General features: G+C 69.1%; 17 protein-coding genes. 12 read left to right on the top strand and 5 right to left on the bottom strand.

The window, feature by feature from the left end:
• The first annotated feature begins 60 nt into the window (after positions 1 to 60).
• Both lepA and ATI37_RS03355 read left to right on the top strand, forming a co-directional pair.
• On the top strand, positions 61 to 1,887 hold the full coding sequence (gene lepA, locus ATI37_RS03350) for a translation elongation factor 4 (protein ID WP_117238499.1): 1,827 nt from the start codon (positions 61 to 63) through the stop codon (positions 1,885 to 1,887).
• Positions 1,877 to 2,851: a sensor histidine kinase gene (locus tag ATI37_RS03355; protein WP_117237105.1), complete on the top strand. Its 975-nt coding sequence runs from the start codon at positions 1,877 to 1,879 to the stop codon at positions 2,849 to 2,851. Before lepA ends, ATI37_RS03355 begins: the two co-directional genes overlap by 11 nt.
• 116 nt (positions 2,852 to 2,967) lie before the next feature.
• Here ATI37_RS03355 and sdaAB read toward each other — a convergent pair whose 3' ends face one another.
• Entirely contained in the window at positions 2,968 to 3,630 is a 663-nt protein-coding gene (sdaAB, locus tag ATI37_RS03360; protein WP_117237106.1) for an L-serine ammonia-lyase, iron-sulfur-dependent subunit beta, read from the bottom strand.
• Between the two features lie 17 nt (positions 3,631 to 3,647).
• Between sdaAB and ATI37_RS03365 the strand changes: the two genes are divergently transcribed.
• Genes ATI37_RS03365 through ATI37_RS03375 form a run of 3 tightly spaced genes read left to right on the top strand, consistent with a single transcriptional unit; the run spans position 3,648 to position 7,065 of the window.
• On the top strand, positions 3,648 to 5,561 hold the full coding sequence (locus tag ATI37_RS03365; RefSeq protein ID WP_117237107.1) for a hypothetical protein: 1,914 nt from the start codon (positions 3,648 to 3,650) through the stop codon (positions 5,559 to 5,561).
• Positions 5,558 to 6,409: a dihydrodipicolinate synthase family protein gene (locus tag ATI37_RS03370; protein ID WP_117237108.1), complete on the top strand. Its 852-nt coding sequence runs from the start codon at positions 5,558 to 5,560 to the stop codon at positions 6,407 to 6,409. The genes ATI37_RS03365 and ATI37_RS03370 overlap by 4 nt, the downstream gene beginning before the upstream one ends.
• Positions 6,406 to 7,065, top strand: coding sequence for a hypothetical protein (locus ATI37_RS03375; protein WP_117237109.1), 660 nt, complete (start codon positions 6,406 to 6,408; stop codon positions 7,063 to 7,065). The genes ATI37_RS03370 and ATI37_RS03375 overlap by 4 nt, the downstream gene beginning before the upstream one ends.
• On the opposite strand, the gene cdd is transcribed toward ATI37_RS03375, so the two are convergent.
• Together cdd and ATI37_RS03385 are read right to left on the bottom strand one after the other, a co-directional pair.
• Complete coding sequence (gene cdd, locus ATI37_RS03380) at positions 7,062 to 7,430, bottom strand: cytidine deaminase (protein WP_117237110.1); 369 nt, start codon at positions 7,428 to 7,430, stop codon at positions 7,062 to 7,064. The two genes, ATI37_RS03375 and cdd, sit on opposite strands and share 4 nt — an antisense overlap.
• The gene (locus tag ATI37_RS03385) at positions 7,417 to 8,742 is read right to left on the bottom strand and encodes a hemolysin family protein (protein ID WP_117238500.1); all 1,326 of its coding nucleotides are present in this window, start codon (positions 8,740 to 8,742) and stop codon (positions 7,417 to 7,419) included. Before ATI37_RS03385 ends, cdd begins: the two co-directional genes overlap by 14 nt.
• 76 nt (positions 8,743 to 8,818) lie before the next feature.
• Between ATI37_RS03385 and ATI37_RS03390 the strand changes: the two genes are divergently transcribed.
• From ATI37_RS03390 to acnA, 7 genes are all read left to right on the top strand, one after another.
• Entirely contained in the window at positions 8,819 to 9,253 is a 435-nt protein-coding gene (locus tag ATI37_RS03390; protein WP_117237111.1) for a MarR family winged helix-turn-helix transcriptional regulator, read from the top strand.
• A complete protein-coding gene (locus tag ATI37_RS03395; RefSeq protein WP_117237112.1) occupies positions 9,246 to 10,508 on the top strand; it encodes a TolC family protein in 1,263 nt (420 codons plus the stop codon). Before ATI37_RS03390 ends, ATI37_RS03395 begins: the two co-directional genes overlap by 8 nt.
• The gene (locus tag ATI37_RS03400) at positions 10,505 to 11,470 is read left to right on the top strand and encodes a TolC family protein (RefSeq protein WP_117237113.1); all 966 of its coding nucleotides are present in this window, start codon (positions 10,505 to 10,507) and stop codon (positions 11,468 to 11,470) included. Before ATI37_RS03395 ends, ATI37_RS03400 begins: the two co-directional genes overlap by 4 nt.
• A 3-nt stretch (positions 11,471 to 11,473) precedes the next feature.
• Complete coding sequence (locus tag ATI37_RS03405; RefSeq protein ID WP_117237114.1) at positions 11,474 to 12,664, top strand: efflux RND transporter periplasmic adaptor subunit; 1,191 nt, start codon at positions 11,474 to 11,476, stop codon at positions 12,662 to 12,664.
• Positions 12,661 to 15,966, top strand: coding sequence for an efflux RND transporter permease subunit (locus ATI37_RS03410; protein ID WP_117237115.1), 3,306 nt, complete (start codon positions 12,661 to 12,663; stop codon positions 15,964 to 15,966). Before ATI37_RS03405 ends, ATI37_RS03410 begins: the two co-directional genes overlap by 4 nt.
• 3 nt (positions 15,967 to 15,969) lie before the next feature.
• Entirely contained in the window at positions 15,970 to 16,722 is a 753-nt protein-coding gene (locus ATI37_RS03415; protein WP_117237116.1) for an alpha/beta hydrolase, read from the top strand.
• Positions 16,723 to 16,827: 105 nt separating this feature from the next.
• Positions 16,828 to 19,536, top strand: coding sequence for an aconitate hydratase AcnA (gene acnA / locus ATI37_RS03420; protein WP_117237117.1), 2,709 nt, complete (start codon positions 16,828 to 16,830; stop codon positions 19,534 to 19,536).
• An 82-nt stretch (positions 19,537 to 19,618) separates the two neighbouring features.
• On the opposite strand, the gene atpD is transcribed toward acnA, so the two are convergent.
• A complete protein-coding gene (gene atpD, locus ATI37_RS03425; protein WP_117237118.1) occupies positions 19,619 to 20,290 on the bottom strand; it encodes a V-type ATP synthase subunit D in 672 nt (223 codons plus the stop codon).
• A 10-nt stretch (positions 20,291 to 20,300) separates the two neighbouring features.
• Positions 20,301 to 21,737, bottom strand: a complete 1,437-nt coding sequence (locus ATI37_RS03430) for a V-type ATP synthase subunit B (RefSeq protein ID WP_117237119.1) — start codon at positions 21,735 to 21,737, stop codon at positions 20,301 to 20,303.
• Between the last annotated feature and the right edge of the window lie 11 nt (positions 21,738 to 21,748).

The raw sequence follows: 21,748 nt of genomic DNA on the forward strand, positions 1-21,748 counted from the left end.
GGAAAAAGGGGCGGGGATGAGGGCTCCCCGCCCTTGACTTTGCCCTCAGGACCCCGGACCATGGGAAGGGTGAAGAGGGGCCGCATCCGCAACTTCTCCATCATCGCCCACGTGGACCACGGGAAGTCCACCCTGGCCGACCGCATCCTGCAGATGACCCACGCCGTGAGCGAGCGGGAGATGCGGGAGCAGTTCCTGGACTCCTTGGAGCTGGAGCGGGAGCGGGGGATCACGATCAAGGCCAGCGCCGTCCGGGTGGCCTACCGGGCGGGGGATGGGGAGACCTACACCTTCCACCTCATCGACACCCCGGGCCACGTGGACTTCACCTACGAGGTGTCCCGGGCCCTGGCGGCGGTGGAGGGGGTCCTCCTCGTGGTGGACGCCACCCAGGGGGTGGAGGCCCAGACCATCGCCAACTTCCACCTGGCCCTGGAACAGGGCCACACCATCATCCCGGTCATCAACAAGATTGACCTGCCCAACGCAAGGCCCCTGGAGGTGGCCCTGGAGGTGGAGGAGGTCTTGGGCCTTTCCGCCGACGAGGCCATCTTCGCCTCGGGGAAGACCGGGGAGGGGGTGGGGGAGATCCTCGAGGCCATCGTAAAGCGCATCCCACCGCCTCAGGGGGACCCCGAGGCCCCCCTCAAGGCCCTCATCTTTGACTCCCTCTACGACGCCTACCAGGGGGTGATCCCCCACCTCAGGGTCTTTGAGGGGCGGGTGCGCCCAGGGGACCGGATCCTTATCTTCTCCACGGGGAAGGAGTTCCTGGTGGACAAGGTGGGCACCTTCACCCCCCAGGGCCTCGTCCCCCTGGAGGAGCTCTCCGCCGGGGAGGTGGGCTGGCTCACCGCCGCCATCCGGGACATCCACGACGTCCAGGTAGGGGACACCATCACCCTGGCGGACCGTCCCACCCCCACCCCTTACCCTGGCTTCCGCCCCGCCAAGCCCGTGGTCTTCGCCGGGCTCTACCCGGTGGAGTCCGGGGATTACGGGAAGCTTCGGGATGCCCTGGAGAAGCTCAAGCTCAACGACGCCGCCCTCTCCTTTGAGCCCGAGACCTCCACCGCCTTGGGCTTCGGCTTCCGCTGCGGCTTCCTGGGGCTTCTCCACGCCGAGATCGTCCAGGAGAGGCTGGAGCGGGAGTTTGGGCTTTCCCTCATCGCCACTGCCCCCAGCGTGGTCTACCGGGTGCGGCTGAAGGACGGCACCGAGAGGGAGATCCACAACCCCTCGGACCTTCCCGACCCCACGAGGGTGGAGGAGATCCAGGAGCCCTACGTGAGGCTCACCCTCTTCACCCCCGAGGAGCACGTGGGGGCCATCATGCAACTCCTGCAGGAGAAGCGGGGGCGCCTGGTCAACATGACCTACCTGCCGGGAACGCAGAAGCGGGTGGAGCTCACCTACGAGGCCCCCTTCGCCGAGATCCTCTACGATTTCCACGACCGCTTAAAGAGCGTCTCCCGGGGCTACGCCTCCATGGACTACGAGCAGATGGGCTACCGGCCCGGGGACCTGGTCAAGGTGGGCGTTCTGGTGCACGGGGAGCCCGTGGACGCCCTCACCTTCATCGCCCACCGGGAGAAGGCCTACGGCATGGCCCGGGCCATCGTGGACCGGCTGGCCGAGGTCATCCCCCGGCAGCTCTTTGAGGTGCCCATCCAGGCGGCCATCGGGGGGAAGATCATCGCCCGGGCCACGGTGAAGGCCTTGAGAAAGGATGTCCTCGCCAAGTGCTATGGCGGGGACGTGACCCGCAAGAAGAAGCTCCTGGAGAAGCAGAAGGAGGGCAAGAAGCGGCTCAAGGCCATCGGCAAGGTAGAGGTACCCCAGGAGGCCTTCCTGGCGGTGCTCTCGGCGGGGCGGGATGAGCCTTAGGGCAAGGCTCGCCCTGGTCATCGCCCTCTTGGCCTTTTTGCCCAACCTGGTCCTGGCCCTCACCCTGGGCCTCATGGGGGAGGGGCCCTGGCTTCCCCTGCTCCTCTGGCTTCTCCTCCTGGCCCTGGTCTCGGGGCTGGTGGGCTACCTCCTTTCCCGAAGCCTCCTCAGGCCCCTGGAGGAGCTCACCCGGGCGCTGGCCTACCTCACCTTGAGGGAGGGACCGGTAGCGGGGCTGAGGCTTCCCTCCCCCACGGAACCCCCCCCGGAGGAGATCGCCAAGCTGAGACGGGGCTTTGAAGAGCTTTTGGAGCGCCTGCGGGAACTCATGGAGGCCCGGGAGGCCTTCTACGCCGCCCTGGCCCACGACCTCAAAACCCCCCTCCTCTCCGCCCTGCGGGCCCTGGAGTACCTGGAAGGTGCCGACGACCTGGGTAAGGAGAGGCGGGTAGCCCTCCTCCGGGCGCTGAGGGAGGAACTATCCCGGGCCCACCTCCTGGTGGAGAACCTCCTCACCCTTTCCCGCCTCGAGGCCCGCCCCCCCAGCCGGGAGACCCTGAACCTGAGGGCCCTGGCCGAGGACCTGCTCCTGCGCTTTGGGGAGGAGGCAAGGAGGCGGGGCCTCGTCTTGGAGGTTGTGGGAGCGGGGCTCGCCCGGGGGGAGAGGCTCCTTTTGGAAAGGGCCCTGGCCAGCCTGCTGGAAAACGCCCTGCGCCACGCCAGGACCCGGGTGCGCCTCCGGGTGGAGGAGGGGGCCATAAGCGTGGAAGACGACGGGCCGGGTCTTCCCCTTCCCTTGGAGGCCCTGGCCCGGCCCTTCCGCCAGGGAGGAGGCCCCAAGGGAAACGCCGGCCTGGGCCTCTACACGGCCAAGCGGGTGGCCGAGGCTCTGGAGGGGAGGCTAACCTCAACCCCCTCCCCCCTGGGCGGGGCCTGCCTCCGGCTAGAGCTTCCCAAGCTTTGAGGCCTAAGTGGCCGAACCTGGGCTCTGCACGCCGGGGCTAACCGACCGGGGTGCCAAAGGGGATGGGAACCTGCCCCAGATGGGGCGTTTGTATTGCGAGGCTTCAGCATGGGCACTTAGTCCAAGATGGGAGGTATCTGCCGCACCCAGAGGATGCAGGAGAGGTGCTCCAGGTACCTTAGGGGCACCTCAGAGAGGGGGCGGTCCACCTCGAGGCTCATCATGGCCTCGCCTCCCTTCTTCTTGCGGCTCACGGTGAGGTAGGCGATGTTGACCTCATCGTCCGCCAGGACCCGGGCCACCTGGGCCACCACCCCTGGGGTGTCCACATTGCGGATGACCAGGGTGGGCATGGCCCCGGTGAGGCGCACCTCAAACCCGTCCAGGTCAAAGACCCGCACCAGCCCCCCGCCCAGGGAGCTCCCCGTCACCGCAATCCGCTCCTTCTCCCCCTCCAGGACCATGCGCACGGTGTTGGGGTGGACGTCCCCCAGCTCCACCTCCCGGAAGACCACCTCCACCCCCTCCCCCTCCGCCAGGGCCAGGCTCTCCTTGAGGCGCTCGTCGTCGGGCCTTAGGCCCAGGACCCCGGCGGCAAGGGCCAGATGGGTGCCATGGCCCTTGCCCGTCTTGGCGAAGGAGCCGTGGAGGCCAAACTCCACCCGCTTGGGCTTCTCGCCCAGGAGGTGCCTGGCGAGGAGGGCCAGGCGGCAGGCTCCCGCCGTGTGGCTGGAGGAGGGCCCCACCATCACGGGGCCGATCATGTCCAAAAGGCCCATACCAGTAGAATAACCCCATGCGCGCTTGGATCGCCCTGGCCTTCCTGGGCCTGGCCATGGGGCAGTCCATCCTCCTGCCGGAAAGGGTCCAGGTGGGGCAGACCTTCTTCGTAGAGGGCAGGGGGCTCCCCGAGGGCCGCTTCCCCCTAGAGGTGGTGGGCCCCGAGGGGGCCTTGACCTTGGAGGCGGAAAGCCAAGGGGGGGAGTTCCGCCTTCCCCTGACCCTCGAGGCCCCGGGGGAGTACCGGGTGCGCCTCTCCCTGCCTTCCGGAGCCTTGGAGAGGCGGCTTGCCGTTCTGGCAGCCCAGGCCCCCGAGCTCCTCCCTGAGGGCCTGGGGCTTCCCTGGGGGGTCCTCCCCCTCCCCCCAGGGAACTGGCTTGGACCCCTGCTGCAAGGGGAAAGGGTCTTCGTGGCTCAGGGGCTTTTGGTGGTGGAGGCGAACCTCGCGGAGCCAGGGGCCCGCTACCACTTCGCCCCCAGGCGGGTGGTGGCCCTCCGCCCTGGGCCCGAGGCCCTCCTTGCGGGAGACTGGGTCCTCCCCCTGCCCTTCCCTCCCCTGCCCTTTGAAGGGACGGAGGAGGACCTGAGGGAACTCCTGCCCCTCTTGGAGGCCCTGAACCCTCCCAGGCCCTGGCCCTACTACGCCTACTGGACCCTGGACCCCCTGACGCTTACGGAAGCAGACCTCACGGCGTACGGCCAGGACCTCCTCCTAAGGGGCCACCGCCCGGAGCTCCTCTTCGCCCAGGAGGGGGTGGCGCGGATGGCCGAGGCCGCCCGGCAGCTGGCCCAGGAGAACCCCGCCCAGGCTCAGCGGCTCACCGAGGCCCTCCTGGCCCACACCCCCCTCTTCCCGGGCTCCCTGGCCTTTTTCCGGGAACGGGCGGAGGCCCTGGAGGCCCAGGGGGAGGCCGCCAAGGCCCTAAGGCTGAGGGAGGCGAAAAGACTCCTCAGGACCTGGCTTCCCCCCGAGCTCGGCTTTCTCCCCCAGGTCCTCTACGCCCTGGCCCTGGCCTACCTGGCCCTCCTCCTCTACCTCTTTCTCTACTACCTACCGGCCCAGCTGAGGGACCTCCGCCCCATAGGGGGGTTCCTCGGCGGCTTTTTCCGCCATCCCCTCCTCCGCCTCAGGCACCTCTCCCTGGCCTACGCCAGCCTGGGGGAGAGGCTCCTGGCCCTCCTCCTCCTCCTCGCCTTGGGAGGGGGCTTTCTTTTCTTTGGCCTGGACCAGGAGGCCCGCGCCGCCGCCACGGCCCCCCCCCTGGACCGGGGGACCCTGCGCACCCAGGAGGCCTTGGACTGGCTGAGGGAGCAGCCCCCCATCCCCGAGGTGAAGGCCCTCTTGGGCTACGCCCTCCTGCCCCAAGCCCCCAAGGAGGCCAAGGGGCTTCTGGAGGAGGGAGGCTTCCCCTTCGCCAAGGCCCTCCTGGGCGAGGAGGCCTCCCTGGCCCAGGCCTACCGGGAAGTCCCCCTCGAGGGTCCCGTCCGCAGCGCCCTCGGCCTGGGCCAAGACCCCTGGGGCAAGCGGGAACCCGGGCCCAGCACGCGCACCCTTTACCTCACCCTGCTCCGGGTGGAGCTGGGGCGCTTTCTGGAAGACCCCCTAAGGGGTGCCTCCCGCCTCCCCCTGCCCCTGCCGGAGAGGGGGCGGCCCTGGGCGGTCCTGGGGTTCGTCCTCCTCCTGCTCTACCACCTCCTGGCCTTCCTCCTCCCCCGGAGGAGAGGGGAGGCCAACCCCACTTGGACCCTGGCGGTGCGCCTCCTGGTGCCGGGAAGCCCGGGCTTTTCCGGGGGTCTGGGCCTCTTCCTTCTCCTCCTAGCCTCCTTCGGCCTCCTCCAAACCCTCCAGGGCCAGGGGGTAGGCCTCCTCCTTCTGGCCTACGGCCTCCACCTCCTCTTCCTGCTGGGCTCCCTCAGGAGGTCTTCGTGATCCTACCCCCCATCCCCACCCCCTTTGACCGGGAAGGCCGCCTGGACCCGGAGGCCTTCCGGGAGCTGGCCCTAGCCCTGGAGCCCCTGGTGGACGGGCTCCTCGTCTACGGTTCAGGCGGGGAAGGGGTTCACCTCTCCCCCGAGGAGCGCCGCCAAGGCCTAAGGGCCCTCAAGCCTAAGAAGCCCTTCCTGGTGGGCCTGATGGAGGAGACCCTGCCCCAGGCGGAGCGGGCCCTGGAGGAGGCCAAGGAGGCTGGGGCTTCCGCTCTCCTCGCTACCCCGCCCCGTTACTACCAAGGCAGCTTGGGCGAAGGCCTCCTCCGCTACTACCAGGCCCTGGCGGATAGGGCGCCCCTTTTCCTCTACCACGTGCCCCAGAACACCAAGGTGGAGCTTCCCCTCCCCGCCGTGGCCGCCTTAGCCCAGCACCCCGGGGTCCTGGGCATCAAGGACTCCAGCGGGGAGATGGGGAGGCTCGCCTTCTACCAGGCCCACCTCAAGGGCTTCCGGGTCTACACCGGCCACGCCCCCACCTTTCTGGCCGCCTTGGCCCTGGGGGCGGAAGGAGGGATTCTGGCCGCAGCCAACCTGGTCCCCAGGGCCTACGGGACCCTTCTCGCGCGCTTTCGGGAGGGCCGGATGGCGGAGGCCCAGGCCCTGCAGAAGAGGCTCTTCCCCCTGGGAGACCTCCTGGCCAGGGGCGGGGTTCCCCTCCTCAAGCAGGCCCTGAGGCACCTGGGCCTGCCCGCGGGCTACCCTAGGCCCCCTTACCCAGGGGAAAGCCCCCTGTGGAACGACTTCGTGACGGTGCTGGAGTCCCTGAGGGAAGAGGGGTGGATTTTGTGAAGAAGGTGGGCCTTCTCTTGGGCCTCCTCCTCTTGGCCGCCTGCGCCCCCAGGACCCTGGCCCCCGAGGCCCGTTTCCTGGGCGGAGAGGTCCTGGGCCTGGAGCCTATCCCCAACCCGGCCCTCCTCCTGGGCCTTAGGGTGGCCTTCCATAACCCGAACCCCTTCCCCTTGCCCCTCTCCGCCTTCGGGGCGCGGCTAAGGGTGGGGGAGGTGGCCTTGCCCCTGGACCTAAATCTCCCTCCTGGGGAGAAGGAGGAGGTCCTCCTCCTCCGCCTCACCCCTAGGGAGGCCCTCTCCACTGCCCGGGCCCTCCTCTCCCCAGAGGGGGCGGAGGTGGCCTTGGAGGGGGAGGTCTTGGGCGGTCGCCTCGCCTTCTTCCGCACCCGCCTGAGCCTCCCCCTGGAGCCTCCCAGGGTGCACCGGTCCGGGGTGAACCTCTCCCTGGAAAACCCCAATCCTGTCCCCTTGCGGGCGGAGGGGAGCCTGATGCTTTGGGGCCAGCGCCTCTCCGTGAGGGTGGACCTCCCGGCGAAGGGGGAGGGGCGGCTCCAGGTGGTGGGGTTCGGACCCGGACTGGAGGGAGGAGGCGGGCGGCTTGAGCTCCGCCTCGAGGTCCCGGGCTTCTTCGTCCAGGAGCTGGTCCTCCCCCTCTAAAGGCGGAAGGCCAGGGGCAGGAGGGTCCCCAGGGTGGTGACCTCCTCCCCCTCGGGCCCGTGGAGGACCACCTCCACCTCCGGCCCCCCGAACTCCAGGAGCACCTGGCGGCACCCCCCGCACGGGGGGATGGGTCCCTTGGGGCTGTAGACGTGGACCCGGTCTATGCGCCGCTTCCCCGATAGGACCATGGCGGCCACGGCGTTCCTTTCGGCACACTGGGAGAGGGGAAGGGCGGCGTTTTCCACGTTGACTCCCAGGAAGACCTCCCCTTCCGCCTCCAGGAGGGCCGCCACGGGAAAGCCCGAGTAGGGGGCGTAGGCCCGCTCCACATGGGCCTTGAGGAGGGCCTTAATCCTCTCCATGCTCCACCAACCTCTCCACCCGCACCCGCTCTATGCGGCGCTGGCTCGCGCTTTCCACCACGAAGCGCCAGCCCTGCCACTCCAGGCTCTCCCCCACGCTGGGGATGCGGGCAAACCGCTCGTAGAGGAAGCCCGAGAGGGTATCGTACTCCCCTTCGGGGAGCTCGACCCCCAAGGCTTCCGAGACCTCGTCTATGGGGGTCTGGGCCTGGATGGAGAGGGAACCGTTGGGGAGGCGCTTGATGGCGGCGTCCTCGGGCTCGTCCGTCTCGTCGTAGATCTCCCCCACGATCTCCTCCATCACGTCCTCCATGGTGGCCAGCCCGGCGGTGCCCCCGAACTCGTCCACCACGATGGCCATGTGCACCTTGCGGCGGCGGAGCTCCTTGAGGAGGCTCCAGGCGTCCATGTTCTCGGGGACAAAGTAGGGGGGGTGGGCGATGGAGGCCACGGTGCGCCCCTTCAGGTCCTCCTCGCAGTGGTAGTCCAGGAGGTCCTTGGCGTAGGCTATCCCCACGATGTGGTCCACGCTCTCCCGGAAGACGGGGACCCGGCTGTAGCCGTGCTCGCGGAAGAGGTGGAGGAACTCCTCCAGGGTGGCCTCGGCCTCTATGGCCACCATCTCCACCCGGGGGGTCATGATCTCCCGCACCGGGGTTTCCTCCAGCTCTAGGATGGAGTGGATCATCTCCTCCTCCTGGGCCTCTATGGCGCCCGCCTCCTCCGCCCCCGCCAGGATGAGCCTCAACTCCTCCTCGGACACCAGGGGCGTGCCCCGGGGCTCGAGGCGCAAAAGGCGCAAAAGCCCCCCCGAGGCGAAGGAGAAAAACCGGCCCAAGGGGTAGAAGAGGAGGGAAAGGAGGTAGATGGGCCAGACCGCCAGGCGGGCGATCCCGGGGGCATGGTGGACGGCGAGGGACTTGGGGGTGATCTCACCGAAGAAGAGGATAAGGAAGGTCATCGCCCCCGTGGCCACCCCCACCCCTGCGGAGCCGAAGGCCTCGGTGGCCAGCTTGGTCACCAAGGCGGTGGCGGCGATGTTCACCAGGTTGTTCCCCACCAGGATGGTGGTGAGGAAGCGGGTGATGTCCTGGGCCAAGAGGCGAAAGGGGCCGTTTTCCCTCTCCGCAAGCTCCCTCAGCTTCCAGGGGTAGAGGGTGGTGAGGGCGGTCTCAGTAGCGGAGAAAAAAGCGGAAAGCCCCAATAGAAAGGCCAAAAGAAGGGCCTCCCCAGAGCTTGGGGCTTGGGACTGGGCCAGGGCTGGGGAACCGAAGGGAAGGAGGAAGAGCCACCGACTCGGGGGTCTGTCCATATCACCTAGGCCCATTGTACACCAAAGGTGGCCCACCCCCCAGTCGCTGGTTTAGGCTTGTGTATAGTTGAAGAGTATGAAGGGTCCTCCCCCGCCCCTGGTGGCCGAGCTCTCCGCCTTAGGGTACGCCCTCATGCGCCTTCTCCTCGCCCAGGCCAAGGAGGTCTTCGCCAAGGAAGGCTTCTCCCTCCTGCAGGCGGAGGTGCTCAGGTTGGTGCGGGAAGGGGTGGACACCCCCTCCCACCTGGCGGAGCACCTCGGGGTGCAGCCCTCCCAGGTCTCCCACCTCCTGGCCTCCCTGGAGGAGGCGGGCTTCCTGGAGCGGAGCCTGGACTCCGGGGACCGGAGAAGGGTCCACCTGCACCTCACCCCCAAGGGGGAGGAGGTCCAGGCCCGGCTCAGGGAGGCCTGGCTCCTGGCCTACGCCAAGCACCTCTCCCGGCTGGACGAAGGGGAGCTCCTCCTCTTTCGGGATCTCCTAAAGAAGCTCACGGAGGTGGGGCGTGGCTAGGGCCTTGGTCCTCCTCCTCCTGGGGCCCGCCTGGGCCCAGAGCGCCCTAGCCCCCATCCAGGAGCACCCCCTGGCCCGCCAGGCGCAAAGCCTGGTGCAGGCGGCCCTCAAGGCCCTCGAGGCCCAGCGGAGCCCCCTGGCCCTAAACCTCCAGGGAAACTACGGCCGCCTGGGCTACGATTGCACCCCCCCGGGCCTCTGCCAGAACCTCCCCGAGAGCACCGCCAGCCTCACCCTCTCCCTGGTCCTCACCCCCTTCCCCTTCGGGGAGGTGGCCGACGGGCTGGAGCGGGCGCAAATCGCCCTGGGCCAGGCCCAGCTGGGCTACCGCAGGGCCCTCGCCGCCCTTCAGGCCCAGGCGGTGGCCGCCTACGGCCGCCACCAGGAGGCCCTTTTGGCCGAGAAGGTGGCCCTGAAGGGGGTGGAGCTGGCCCAGGCGGCCCTAGAGGCGGCCAAGAGGCGCCAGGCCAACCCCAGGGAGCTGAGGGAGGCGGAGCTCTCCCTGAAGGAGGCGGAGACCCGCCTGGAGGAGGCCCGGCGGGGGGTCCTCCTGGCCCGGCGGGCGGCGGAGGGGCTGGTGGACCTGGAAGCCCCCCTGCCCCCGGTCCCCGTGCCCGATGGGGGGACCTACCTGCAGGTGGAGGAGGCCCAGCTTGGGCTCCTCGAGGCCAGAATCGCCTACGGGAGCGCCCTGAGGGGCCTACTTCCCCAGCTCCAGGCCAGCTACCTCCTCTACCCCTCGGGGAGCGACGCCCTGGCCCTGAGCCTCTCCAGCCGCACCCTCCAGCCCACCCTCTCCTACACCCGCCTGGACCCTCCCCGCCCCCCCACCCAGGTCCCGGGGGTAGGGAGCTACCGGACGACGGAGGAGCTCAGGCTCTCCCTGGCCCTTACCCTTTCCCCGGGGCTCCTCGCCGGCCTCGAGGCGGCAGAGGCCCGCCTCCGGGGGGCGGAGGCCGCCCTCCGGGCGGCGGAAGACCAGGCCAAGCTCCAGGAGGAGACCCTCAGGAACGCCCTCCAGGGGGCCGAGGCGGCCTTGGCCCTGGCCCGGCTCCGCCTCGAGGCGGAAAAGAGGGCCCTGGAGGAGGCGCAGCGCCGCCTGGAGCTGGGCCTGGAGAGCGGGCTCGGCCTCCTCCGGGCGGAGCTCTCCCTCCTGCAGGCCGAGCTAGGGGTGTTGCAGGCGCAGAACAACCTCAGGAACCGCGTGATGGAGCTCTACGGTCTTTACGGCAAGCTCTTGGAGGTCAACCCGTGAAAAGGCTCATCGTCTGGACCCTTCTCCTCCTCCCGGCCCTGGCCCAGCCCCTCCCCGAGGCCCTCAGGAAGGGGTTGGAGACGCCCGGCGTCGCCAACGCCAGGCTGGACCGGGAGGGCAGGGCCAGGGACCTGGCCCGCACCCTGGAGGACCCCCTCCGCACCCCCCTCTCCGAGCTCCAGGCCCGCCAGGCCCTGGAGCTAGCGGAGGCCAGGCTCCAGCGGGCCCTGGCCCAGGCGGAAAACGAGATCCTGGCCGCCTACCTCCAGGCCCTCGAGGCCAGCCTCCAGGTCGGGCTGGCGGCCAAGGCGGTCCAGGTGGCCGATCTGGCCTTGAGGGCCACGGAGATCCGGGTGAGGGGAGGCGGGGCCACCCCCCTGGAGCTGCTGGAGGCCCAGAACCGGCTCCTGGAGGCCCGAAGCAACCTGGAGGTCGCCAGACGGGGAGAGGAGAGCGCCCAGGCCTCCCTGGAGAACCTCCTGGGCCCCTGGAGGCCCGAGGGCGTGGCCGAACTCCCTCCCCTACCCCAGGAGGACCTCCTGGAAACCCTCCTCAGGGAAAACGTGGATTTGCTCCAGCTAAAGCAGTCCCTGGAGCTTTTAAGCTTCCAGCGGGGGCTTTTGGACGAAACCTTTACCCCGAGGAGGGAGATAGAGGCCCTGGAGGAGCAGATCCAGGCCCTGGAGACCAGCCTAGACAACCTGGAGCGCTCCCTGGGGGTGGGGCTGAGGGCCCGCTACGCCCAGCTCGGCCCCCTCCTGCAGGGGGCCCAGGCCGCGGCCGAGGCCTACAGGGCGGCTCAAGAACGCTACGCCGCCGAGGAGAGGCGGTTCCGGGCCGGGCTTACCAGCCAGCTCGCCCTCCTGCAACAAGAGCTCGCCCTCCTCCAGGCCCAACTCGCCCTAGCCCAGGCCCGGCACGCCTACCTGAGGGCCTACTACGGCCTTCTGGCCTCGAGGTGAGAGATGAGAAAGGCCCTTCTTGTCCTCCCCATTCTCCCCTTCTGCCTCCTGGCCTGCGCCCCCAGGGAGGCCGAGGCCCCCGCCCCCGGGACCCCGGAGCCCCTCCGGGTCCCGGTGCGGGTGGTAACGGCCGAACGGGGGGTCCTGGAGCGCGAGGCCAGGGCCTCCGCCACCTTGCAGGCGGAGCGGGATAGCCTGGTGGCCGCCGGGGCCTCCGGCCGGGTGGTGCGCACCCTTCCCCCGGGCAGCCGGGTCCGGGCGGGAGAGGGGGTGGTCTTCCTGGACCCCGCCCCCTTCCAGGAGGCCCTGGCCCAGGCCCGCCTGGCCCTGGTCCAGGCCGAGGCCAACCTGGAGAGGGCCCGGAACGAGCTCTCGGGAAGCCGCACCGTCCTCTTGGCCCAGCTCCAGGCAGCCAAAACCCAGCTGGAGGCAGCGGAGCAGCGGTTTAGGGAAGGGCAGGCCCTCCTGCAGGTGGGGGCCCTGGCCCCCCTGGACCTCAAGGCCCTCGAGGCCCAGTACCTCCAGGCCAAAAGCGCCTACGAGAACGCCCAGGAGGCCCTGGCCCGCCTGGAAAGGGGCGAGGACATAAGGCTCCTCGAGCTCCAGGTAGAGGCCGCCAGGCTCCAGGTCCAGCAGGCGGAAAGGAACCTCCGGGAGAGCGTGGTCCGGGCCCCCTTCGCCGGGGAGGTGGCGGAGGTTTTCGCCAGGGAAGGGGAGATCCTGGGGGCGGGAGGCCAGGCCTTCCGCCTGGCCACCGCCGACCGCCTCCTAGCCAAGGTCTTCCTGCCCCCCGAGGAGGCGGCCCGGCTCACCCCAGGGACCCCCTTCCTCCTCCGGCAGAACGGGCGGGAGGTGGGGGCAAGCCTCCTGCGCCGGACCGACCTCCCCGGGCAGGCCCGCCTGGTGGAGGTGGTCCTGAGGCCGGAGGGTCCCCTCATCCCGGGCCCGGCAGAGGTGCGCTACCGGGAGAGGGTGGCCGAGGGCTTCCTCCTCCCCGCGGGGGCGGTGCGGGCGGAGGAGGGCCAGGCGGTGGTCTACGAGGTAGAAGGGGAGAGGGCCCGGCGGGTTCCCGTGCGCCTGCTAGCCCAGGAGGGGGGTAGGGTAGTGGTGGAGGGCCTTGGGGAGGGCGCCCTTGTGGTTCATCCCGTTCCCGAGGGGCTCAGGGAAGGGGATCCGGTGGAGGTGGTGCGGTGAAGGAGAACCCCCTAGTGGCCTTCTTCGTGGAGCGCTTCGTCTTCGCCACCTCCATCTTCGTGGGCCTGGTCCTGGTGGGCCTCCTCCTGGGGCTAGGGCTTGGGGTGGAGCTCCTGCCCCGCTTCAGCATACCCGTGGTGGCCGTCTCCACCAGTTACCCCGGGGCGGGCCCCGAGGAGGTGGCGGAACAGGTCTCCAAGCCCCTGGAGGACGCCCTCTCCACCCTGAGCGGGGTGGAGGTCATCGGCAGTTCCTCCACCGAGGGGTTCAGCCTGGTCTTCGTCCAGTTCCGGCAGGGGGTGAATGTGGACCAGGCGGCGGTGGAGGTGAGCCAGAAGGTGGCTGCCGCCCAGGGCAGCCTCCCCAGGGACGCCTCCCCCCCCGTGGTGCAGAAGTTCGATCCAGCGGCCAGCCCCATCCTCTACCTCGCCCTATATGCGCCCGGGGAGGACCTGTCCCAGGTGTTGCGCTATGCGGAACAGGTCCTCAAGCCCAGGCTGCAGCTGGTCCCAGGGGTGGCGGACATCCGCCTCACGGGAGCCCCCGAGCGGTCCATCCGGGTCTACTTGGACCCCGACCGCCTCCGGGCCCTGGGGGTGGCCCCGGGGCAGGTGGTGCAGGCCCTCTCCGCCTCGGTCCTCAACCTGCCCTTGGGCAGCCTCACCGAGGAGGAGAGGCGCCTCGTCTACACCCTGCGCTCCACCCCCGCTGGGACGGAGGAGGTGGCGGATGCCCTCCTGGACCCCTCCCGGGGCCTCCGGGTGCGGGACGTGGCCCGGGTGGAGGAGCGCCCCGAGGCGGCGACCACCCTGAACCGTCTGAACGGGCGGCCTGCGGTCCTCCTGGCTGTGGTCAAGACCCCGGACGCCAACGCCGTGGCCGTGGCCGACGGGGTGCGGAGGGCCTTGGCCCAGATCCCCCTCCCCCAGGGCTACCGGGCGGAGGTGGCCCTGGACACCACCCGCTTCATCCGGGCGGCGGTGAACGACACCTTGAGGGAGACCTTTTTGGCCGCCCTGGCCGTCTCCTTCATCGTCCTCGTCTTCTTGGGGAAGCTGAACTCCGTCTTCTCCGTGATCCTGGCCATCCCCATCACCCTCACCGGGGCCATCCTCCTCTTCGGCCTCCTGGGGTTCACCTTCAACCTGGCCAGCCTCCTGGCCCTCACGGTGGCGGTGGGCATCGTGGTGGACGACTCCATCGTGGTGGCGGAGAACATCGACCGCTACCGCAGGATGGGCTTTGGCCCGAAGGAGGCGGTTCTCAAAGGGGCCAGCGAGGTGAGCGTGGCGGTGGCCGCGGCCACGCTCTCCCTCCTCGCCGTCTTCCTGCCCATCAGCTTCCTCCCAGGCGTCATCGGACAGTTCTTCCAGCAGTTTGGCCTTGGCCTGGCGGCGGCCATCGTGGTGAGCTGGCTCGAAGCCTTCCTCTTCCTCACCGTGCGCCTGGCCTACTTCCCCGACCCCGAGCCCCCGGGGTTCCGGGAGGCCTTAAGGGCCCTTCGCCTCCTTCCCCAGGACCTCCTCTGGGCCTACCGCCGGGGCTTCCGCACCCCTTTGGGTCTCCTCCTGGGCCTCCTCGCCGCCTACCTCCTCTTCCAAAGGGATCCCCTGTACTTGGCCCTCCTCCCCTCCTACCCCGCCCTCCTGGGCCTTCTCCGGTACCTGGGAAGGGTCCTCTTGGACCTGGCCGGGGCGCTGGCCCGCCTCCTCCACGGCGCGGCGGAGGGAGCCCTCGCCCGCCTCACCGAGGCCTATGCCCGAGGCCTGGATAGGGCCCTCGGCCGGCCCTACCTCGTCTTGGGGCTGGCCGGGCTAGCCTTCCTCTCCATCTTTCCCCTAGTGCCCCAGATCCCCTTCAGCTTCGTGGCCCGCTCCGACACCGGCTTCCTCACCGCTACCCTCCTCTTGCCCCAAGACACCCCCCTCGCCACCTCGGACCGGGCGGCCCGGGCCCTAGAGGAGCGCTTCCTGGCCCATCCCGCCGTGGAGCGGGTGGTGAGCACCGTAGGGGCCGGCGCCGCCGGGGGGACCCAGGTGGGGAACCCCTCGAGGGTGGAACTCCTGATCGCCCTCAGGCCCAAGCGGGAACGGGAGGACATCCTCGCCGTGGCCGAGGCTCTGGACCGGGAGGGGGAGGAGGCCCTGAGGGGCTTCCCCGGCGCCGACCTCCGGGTCCTGGCCCAGACGGGCCCCGAGGCGGGGGACGCCGACCTCCAGTTCTTCCTCACCAGTCCCAACCGGGCCCTCCTGGAGCAGCGCACCGCGGAGATCGTGGCCCTCATCGCCCAAAAGCCCTACGTTGCCAACGTACGGAGCACCCTCGAGGCCACCCAGGAGGAGAGGGTTTTCGTCCCCGACCCCTATAGGCTCGCCGGCACCGGCCTCACCCCCCAGGACCTGGCCCAGGCCCTGAGGCTTTACCTCAGCGGCACCCAGGCGGCCACGGCCAGAAGGGGTGGGGAGGAGCTTCCCATCGTGGTCCGGGCCGACCCCTTGCGCATGGGAAGCGAGGCCGACCTCCTCTCCCTCCCGGTCTTCGCCCCCGCCCTGCAGACCTTCCTGCCCCTGGGGAGCCTGGGACGGTTTGAGGAGCGCCCGGGGCCGAGCCTCCTTTCCCGGCGCAACCAGGCCTACGCCGCAGGCATCAACATCAACCTGAGGCCGGGCGCCCCGGGCAGTTTCCAGATCCAAAGCGAGCTGGAGAGGGAACTCCGGGCCCAAGGCCTGCTGGGGGACGGGGTGGAGCTTCAACCCGCAGGCCTGGGGGGCTTCACCGAGGACCTGGCCCGCCTGGCCCCCCTGGCCTTCGCCCTGGCCCTGGTCCTCAACTACCTGGTCATCGCCAGCCAGTTCAACGCCTGGCGCTACCCCCTTTACCTCCTCCTCCCCGTACCCCTGGCCCTGGTGGGGGCTTTCTGGCTCACCTACCTCCTAGGCACCGGCCTAGACGTGATCAGCGTCTTGGGGGTGGTCATCCTCATCGGTCTGGTCACCAAAAACGCCATCCTCCTCCTGGACTTCGCCGTGCGGCGTATGGAGGAGAGGCCCCTCAAGGAGGCCCTGGTGGAGGCGGCGCGGCTCCGCCTCCGCCCCATCCTCATGACGAGCCTCACCCTGCTCATCATCAGCCTGCCCCTCCTCCTGGGGGCAGGGGAGGGGACGGAGTACCGCAGGCCCCTGGGAGCTATCATACTAGGAGGGATTCTCTCCTCCACCCTGCTCACCCTCTTCGTCGTCCCCGCCGCCTTCTACGCCTTTGAAGGACGGAAAGTCAAGCGGGCGGAACCCGTACTGAGGTGAAGCGTGAGCGGTAAGCGGCTTCTGCTCCTCTCCTTGCTTGCGGCCCTGGCCATGGCGGGGCTGGTGGTGGGGGTGGCCTTTTACTTCCTCAGGCCCCTGCGGGCGGAGGCCGTGGCCGAGGCCTTCCTCAGGCGGCCCGGGATCGCCGTAAGGGAGGCCCGCTACGGCCTGGAACTGGTCCCCGAAGCCCCTAAGGCCCTCCTGGCCTTCTACCCCGGGGCCCGGGTGGACCCCTTGGCCTACGCCCCGGTCCTGGCCCCGGTGGCCGAGGCGGGGTACCTGGTGGTCCTCCTCAGGGTGCCTTCGGGGATCGCCCTCCTGGGAAAGGAGCGGGCCCTGGAGGCCCAGGAGGCCCACCCCGGCCTCCCCCTGGTGGTGGGGGGGCACAGCCTGGGTGGGGTGGCGGCGGCGGAGGTGGCGGCAAGGGAGAGGCTCCCCCTCCTCCTCTTCGCCGCCTACCCCGAAGAAGACCTCTCGGGGATACGCCTCCCCACCCTGGCCCTCTACGGCACGGAGGATGGCCTCCTACTCAAGGAAGAGGCCCAGGAAAGGGCCAAAAGGCTTCCCCGGGGGGCCCGGGTAGTCTTCATAGAGGGGCTGAACCACGCGGGCTTCGGGGCCTACGGTCCCCAGGCGAGGGATAAGCCCGCCCAGCGGCCCCGGGAGGAGCTCTGGGAGGAGGTCCGCCAGGAGGTCCTCCTCTTTCTGGAAGGCCTGGGGTGGGACACCCCTCCCCCGCCCCAGGCGGTGCTATAGTAAAGGGCACCGGGGCGGGCGCTCCCCCTCGGGCAGAAGGCTTCCCCCAAAACTCCCCAAGAAGCAGATCCCCTTCGCCCCCTGGGGGAAGGAAAAGGAGGAGGCATGAAGGACAGTTTCCAAACCCTAAAGACCCTGAGTACGGCGAGCGGCGCTTACGGCTATCACGACCCCCAGGAGCTGGAGGAAAAGGGCCTGGCGGAGGTGAGCCGCCTCCCCTTCTCCATCCGGGTCATGTTGGAAAGCCTCCTCAGAAACGAGGACGGCTATCAGGTGACCCAGGAGGACATCCTGGCCCTGGCCCGCTGGCAGCCCGACCCCGGGGAGATCAACGTGCCCCTAAAGCTCGCCCGGGTCATCCTCCAGGACTTCACCGGGGTCCCTGCGGTGGTGGACCTGGCCGCCATGCGGGACGCCGTGGCCCGGCGAGGCGGAGACCCGGAACGCATCAACCCCGTGGTCCCCGCCGACCTGGTCATCGACCACTCCGTCCAGGTGGACGCCTTCGGCACCGTCTACGCCTTCTTCTACAACGTGGAGAAGGAGTACGAGCGGAACCGGGAGCGCTACCTCCTCCTCAAGTGGGGCCAGGGGGCCTTAAGGAACTTCCGCGTGGTCCCCCCGGGCACGGGGATCGTCCACCAGGTGAACCTGGAGTACCTGGCCCAGGTGGTCATGACCGAGAGGCGGGACGGCCTCACCCTGGCCTTCCCCGACAGCCTGGTGGGCACCGACAGCCACACCACCATGGTGAACGGCCTGGGGGTCCTGGGCTGGGGGGTAGGGGGCATTGAGGCTGAGGCGGTGATGCTGGGCCAGCCCTACTACATGCTGGCCCCCAAGGTGGTGGGGTTCAAGCTCCACGGGGAGCTCCCCGAGGGAGCCACGGCCACGGACCTGGTCCTCACGGTCACCGAGATCCTGCGCAAGCACGGGGTGGTGGGCAAGTTCGTGGAGTTCTACGGCCCCGGGGTGGCCAAGCTCCCCCTAGCGGACCGGGCCACCATCGCCAACATGGCCCCCGAGTATGGGGCCACCATGGGCTTCTTCCCCGTGGACGAGGAGACCCTGAACTACCTCCGCCTCACGGGCCGCCCGGAGGAACTCGTGGCCCTGGTGGAGGCTTACACCAAGGCCGGGGGTCTCTTCCGCACCCCCGAGGCCGAGGAGAAGATCCGCTACTCCGAGCACCTGGAGCTGGACCTTTCCACGGTGGAGCCTTCCTTGGCGGGCCCCAAGCGTCCCCAGGACCGGGTGCCCCTGAAGGAGGCCAAGAGGAGCTTCCTCCTCCACCTCACCAAGCCGGTGAAGGAGCGGGGCTTTGGCCTGCCGGAGGACCAGCTGGGCAAGAAGGTCCTAGTGAAGCGGCAGGACGGGGAGTTTGAGCTGGGCCACGGCTCCGTGGTCATCGCCGCCATCACCTCCTGCACCAACACCTCCAACCCCTCGGTGATGCTGGGGGCGGGGCTTCTGGCCAAGAAGGCGGTGGAGGCGGGCCTGGACACCAAGCCCTGGGTGAAGTCCTCCCTGGCCCCCGGCTCCAAGGTGGTGACCCAGTACCTGGAGGCCTCCGGGCTTCTCCCCTTCCTCGAGGCCCTCCGCTTCCACGTGGTGGGCTATGGGTGCACCACCTGCATCGGCAACTCCGGCCCCCTGCCCGAGGACATCGCCAAGGCGGTGGAGGAAGGGGACCTGGTGGTGGCCGCCGTCCTCTCCGGGAACCGCAACTTTGAGGGGCGCATTAACCCCCACGTCCGGGCCAACTACCTAGCAAGCCCCATGCTGGTGGTGGCCTACGCCCTGGCCGGGCGCATGGACATCGACCTCGTCAATGAGCCCCTGGGCTATGACCCCAACGGCAAGCCCATCTACCTCAAGGACATCTGGCCCTCCATGCGGGAGATCCAGGAGGCCATCCAGAGGACCCTGGACCCCGAGCTCTTCAAAAAGGAGTACAGCAAAGTCTTTGAGGGGGATGAGCGCTGGCAGGCCCTCCCCGCCCCCACCGGGGAGCTCTACGGGTGGGACCCGGAGAGCACCTACATCCAGAACCCGCCCTTCTTTGAGGACCTGGGCCAGAGGAAGGTGGAGGACATCCGGGGGGCGCGGGTCCTCCTCGTCCTCGGGGACTCCGTGACCACGGACCACATCTCCCCCGCCGGGGCCATCCCGGTGAAGAGCCCGGCAGGCCAGTACCTCCTGAGCAAAGGGGTGAAGCCCGAAGACTTCAACTCCTACGGCTCCCGGCGCGGCAACCACGAGGTGATGATGCGGGGCACCTTCGCCAACATCCGCATCAAGAACCTGATGCTAGACGGTGTGGAGGGGGGCTACGCCAAGAAGCTCCCCGAAGGAGAGGTGGACTTCGTCTACAACGTGGCCATGCGCTACAAGGCGGAGGGGACGCCCCTCCTCGTCATCGCCGGGAAGGAGTACGGCACCGGTTCTAGCCGCGACTGGGCCGCCAAGGGGACCTACCTCCTGGGCATTAAGGCGGTGCTGGCGGAAAGCTACGAGCGCATCCACCGCTCCAACCTGGTGGGGATGGGGGTCCTGCCCCTGGAGTTCCTGCCTGGCCAGAACCGGGAAACCCTGGGCCTCACCGGGTACGAGGTCTACGAGATCCTGGGGCTCACCGACCTCCACCCCAGGAAGCCCGTGGACGTGGTGGCCAGGCGGGAGGACGGCTCCGAGATCCGCTTCCAGGCCCTCGCCCGCCTGGATACCCCGGTGGAGGTGGACTACTACAAGAACGGGGGCATCCTCCAAACCGTGCTCCTCGGAATGCTGCGGGAGGCCAAGGCCCAAGGATAGGGCCAAGGCCCCAGGGCTTCCCTAGGCCTTGCTCTCACCCTTCCGGACCCCCCATCCTGGCCCAGGCTAGGATGGGATGGGGTCAGGACCCCGCGCCGACCTCCAGCTCGGAAGGAACGGGGCGGCCCTCCCCCTCCGCCTCCCGGGATTCTATCTTGCCCTTGATGCGCTTCAGGCGGAAGGTGTCCTCCCTTTCCCTCTGCTCCAGGACCTGCTGGATGAAGCGGATCTGCCCCCGAATCCCCGGGATCACCACCTGCTCCAGGGCGTTCACCCGCCTCGTGGTCTTCTTGATCTCCTCGCCGATCTTCTTGAGGCGGGTCTCGGTGTTGGCCACCTGGACCAGGGCCTCGGCGTAGCGGCGGAAGGCCCTCTGGGCCTCGAGGGTGTAGGCGGGGGTGCCCACGGGGGCAAGGAGGAGGCCATCGGGGAAGACGGCCTTGAGCCTCGGGACCTTGCTCCCCCAGACGTTCTCCACCTCCGCCTCCACCTCCTCCACGGGGGGAATGCCCAAGGCGGCGCTGGCCACGGCCTCGGGCCCATCAAAGGCCTGGGCCAGGATGAGGGCGGTGTAGGCCTCCTGGGCCGCCTGGTTCAGCGCCTTCCTGGCCTCCAACGCCTCGCGTACCAAGCTAAAGAACTCCGCTACCAGGGCGTCCCGCTTCTTCTTCAGGAGGTCCACCCCCTTCTGCGCCAGGCGGAGCTGCCCCCGCCTCTGCAGAAGGTTCATCCGGGTGGGGCTGACTTGGCTCATCTAGCCCCCTCTAGTCCAAGGCCTGGGGCGTGCCCCAGATCTCCTCCAGCTTCTGCCCGTAGTACTTGCCGATATGGTCTCTGGAGATGCGCTTGAGCTCCCCTTGGGGAAGCATGGAGAGGAGGGACCAGGCCGACTGCAGGCTCTCCTCAATGGAGCGGTTCTGCTGGCCCTGGTTGATGAAATGCTTCTCAAAGGCATCGGCGAACTGGAGGTAGCGGCGGTCGTTCTCCGTGAGGGCATCCTCACCGATGATGGCCACAAGCCTGCGGATGTCCACCCCGTTGGCGTAGGCGGAGTAGAGCTGGTCGGAGACCTGCTTGTGGTCCTCCCGGGTCTTGCCCTTGCCCACAGCGTTGTTCATGAGGCGGGAGAGGGAGGGGAGGGGGTCGATGGGCGGGTAGATGCCTTTACGGTGGAGCTCCCGGGAGAGCTGGATCTGCCCCTCGGTGATGTAGCCCGTGAGGTCAGGGATGGGGTGGGTGCGGTCGTCGTCGGGCATGGAGAGGATGGGGATCTGGGTCACGGAGCCCTTCTTCCCCTGCACCACCCCGGCCCGCTCGTAGATGGTGGCCAGGTCGGTGTACATGTAACCGGGGTAGCCGCGGCGCCCCGGGATCTCCTCGCGGCTCGCCCCGATCTCCCTGAGGGCCTCGCAGTAGTTGGTCATGTCGGTGAGGATGACCAGCACGTGGTAGTCGTGCTCAAAGGCCAGGTACTCGGCCACGGTGAGGGCCATGCGGGGGGTGAGGATCCTTTCAATGGTGGGGTCGTCCGCCTTGTTGAGGAAAAGCACCGAGCGGGAAAGGGCCCCTGTGCGCTCAAACTCCTGGATGAAGTAGGAGAGCTCCCGCTGGGTGATGCCCATGGCGGCGAAGACCACGGCGAAGGGCTCCTCCTCCTCCCCCTCCCCTGAGAGGTCGGGGCGCACCGTGGCCTGGCGGGCGATCTGGGCGGCGATCTCGTTGGCGGGGAGGCCCGAGCCGGAGAAGATGGGGAGCTTCTGCCCCCGCACCAGGGTGTTCATCACGTCAATGGTGGAGATGCCCGTCTGGATGAACTCCTCCGGCTTCCTCCGGGCCACGGGGTTCAGGGGAAGGCCCACGATGGGCAGGCGCTTCTCCGGGGTGATGGGGGGAAGGCCGTCGATGGGCTTGCCGATGCCGTTGAAGCGCCGCCCCAGCATCTCCTTGGAAACCCCAAGCCGGGCCACTTCCTCCACCAGGCTCACGCTGGTGGTGGCGAGGTCCAGGCCCGTGGTCTCCTCAAACACCTGGATGACCGCGTACTCCTCGGAGACCTCGATGACCTGCCCGCCGCGGACGCGGCCCGTGCCGTCCCTGATGTCCACGATGGCCCCATAGGCCAGGTCCCTGGCGTTCTCCACGAAGAGCAGGGGCCCCGAGATGTAGGTGACGCCCGTGTACTCCCTTCTCAAGAGGTCCACGCTTCCCTCCT

This window comes from Thermus sediminis, from assembly GCF_003426945.1.
In the GTDB taxonomy this organism is placed as follows: Bacteria; Deinococcota; Deinococci; order Deinococcales; family Thermaceae; genus Thermus; species Thermus sediminis.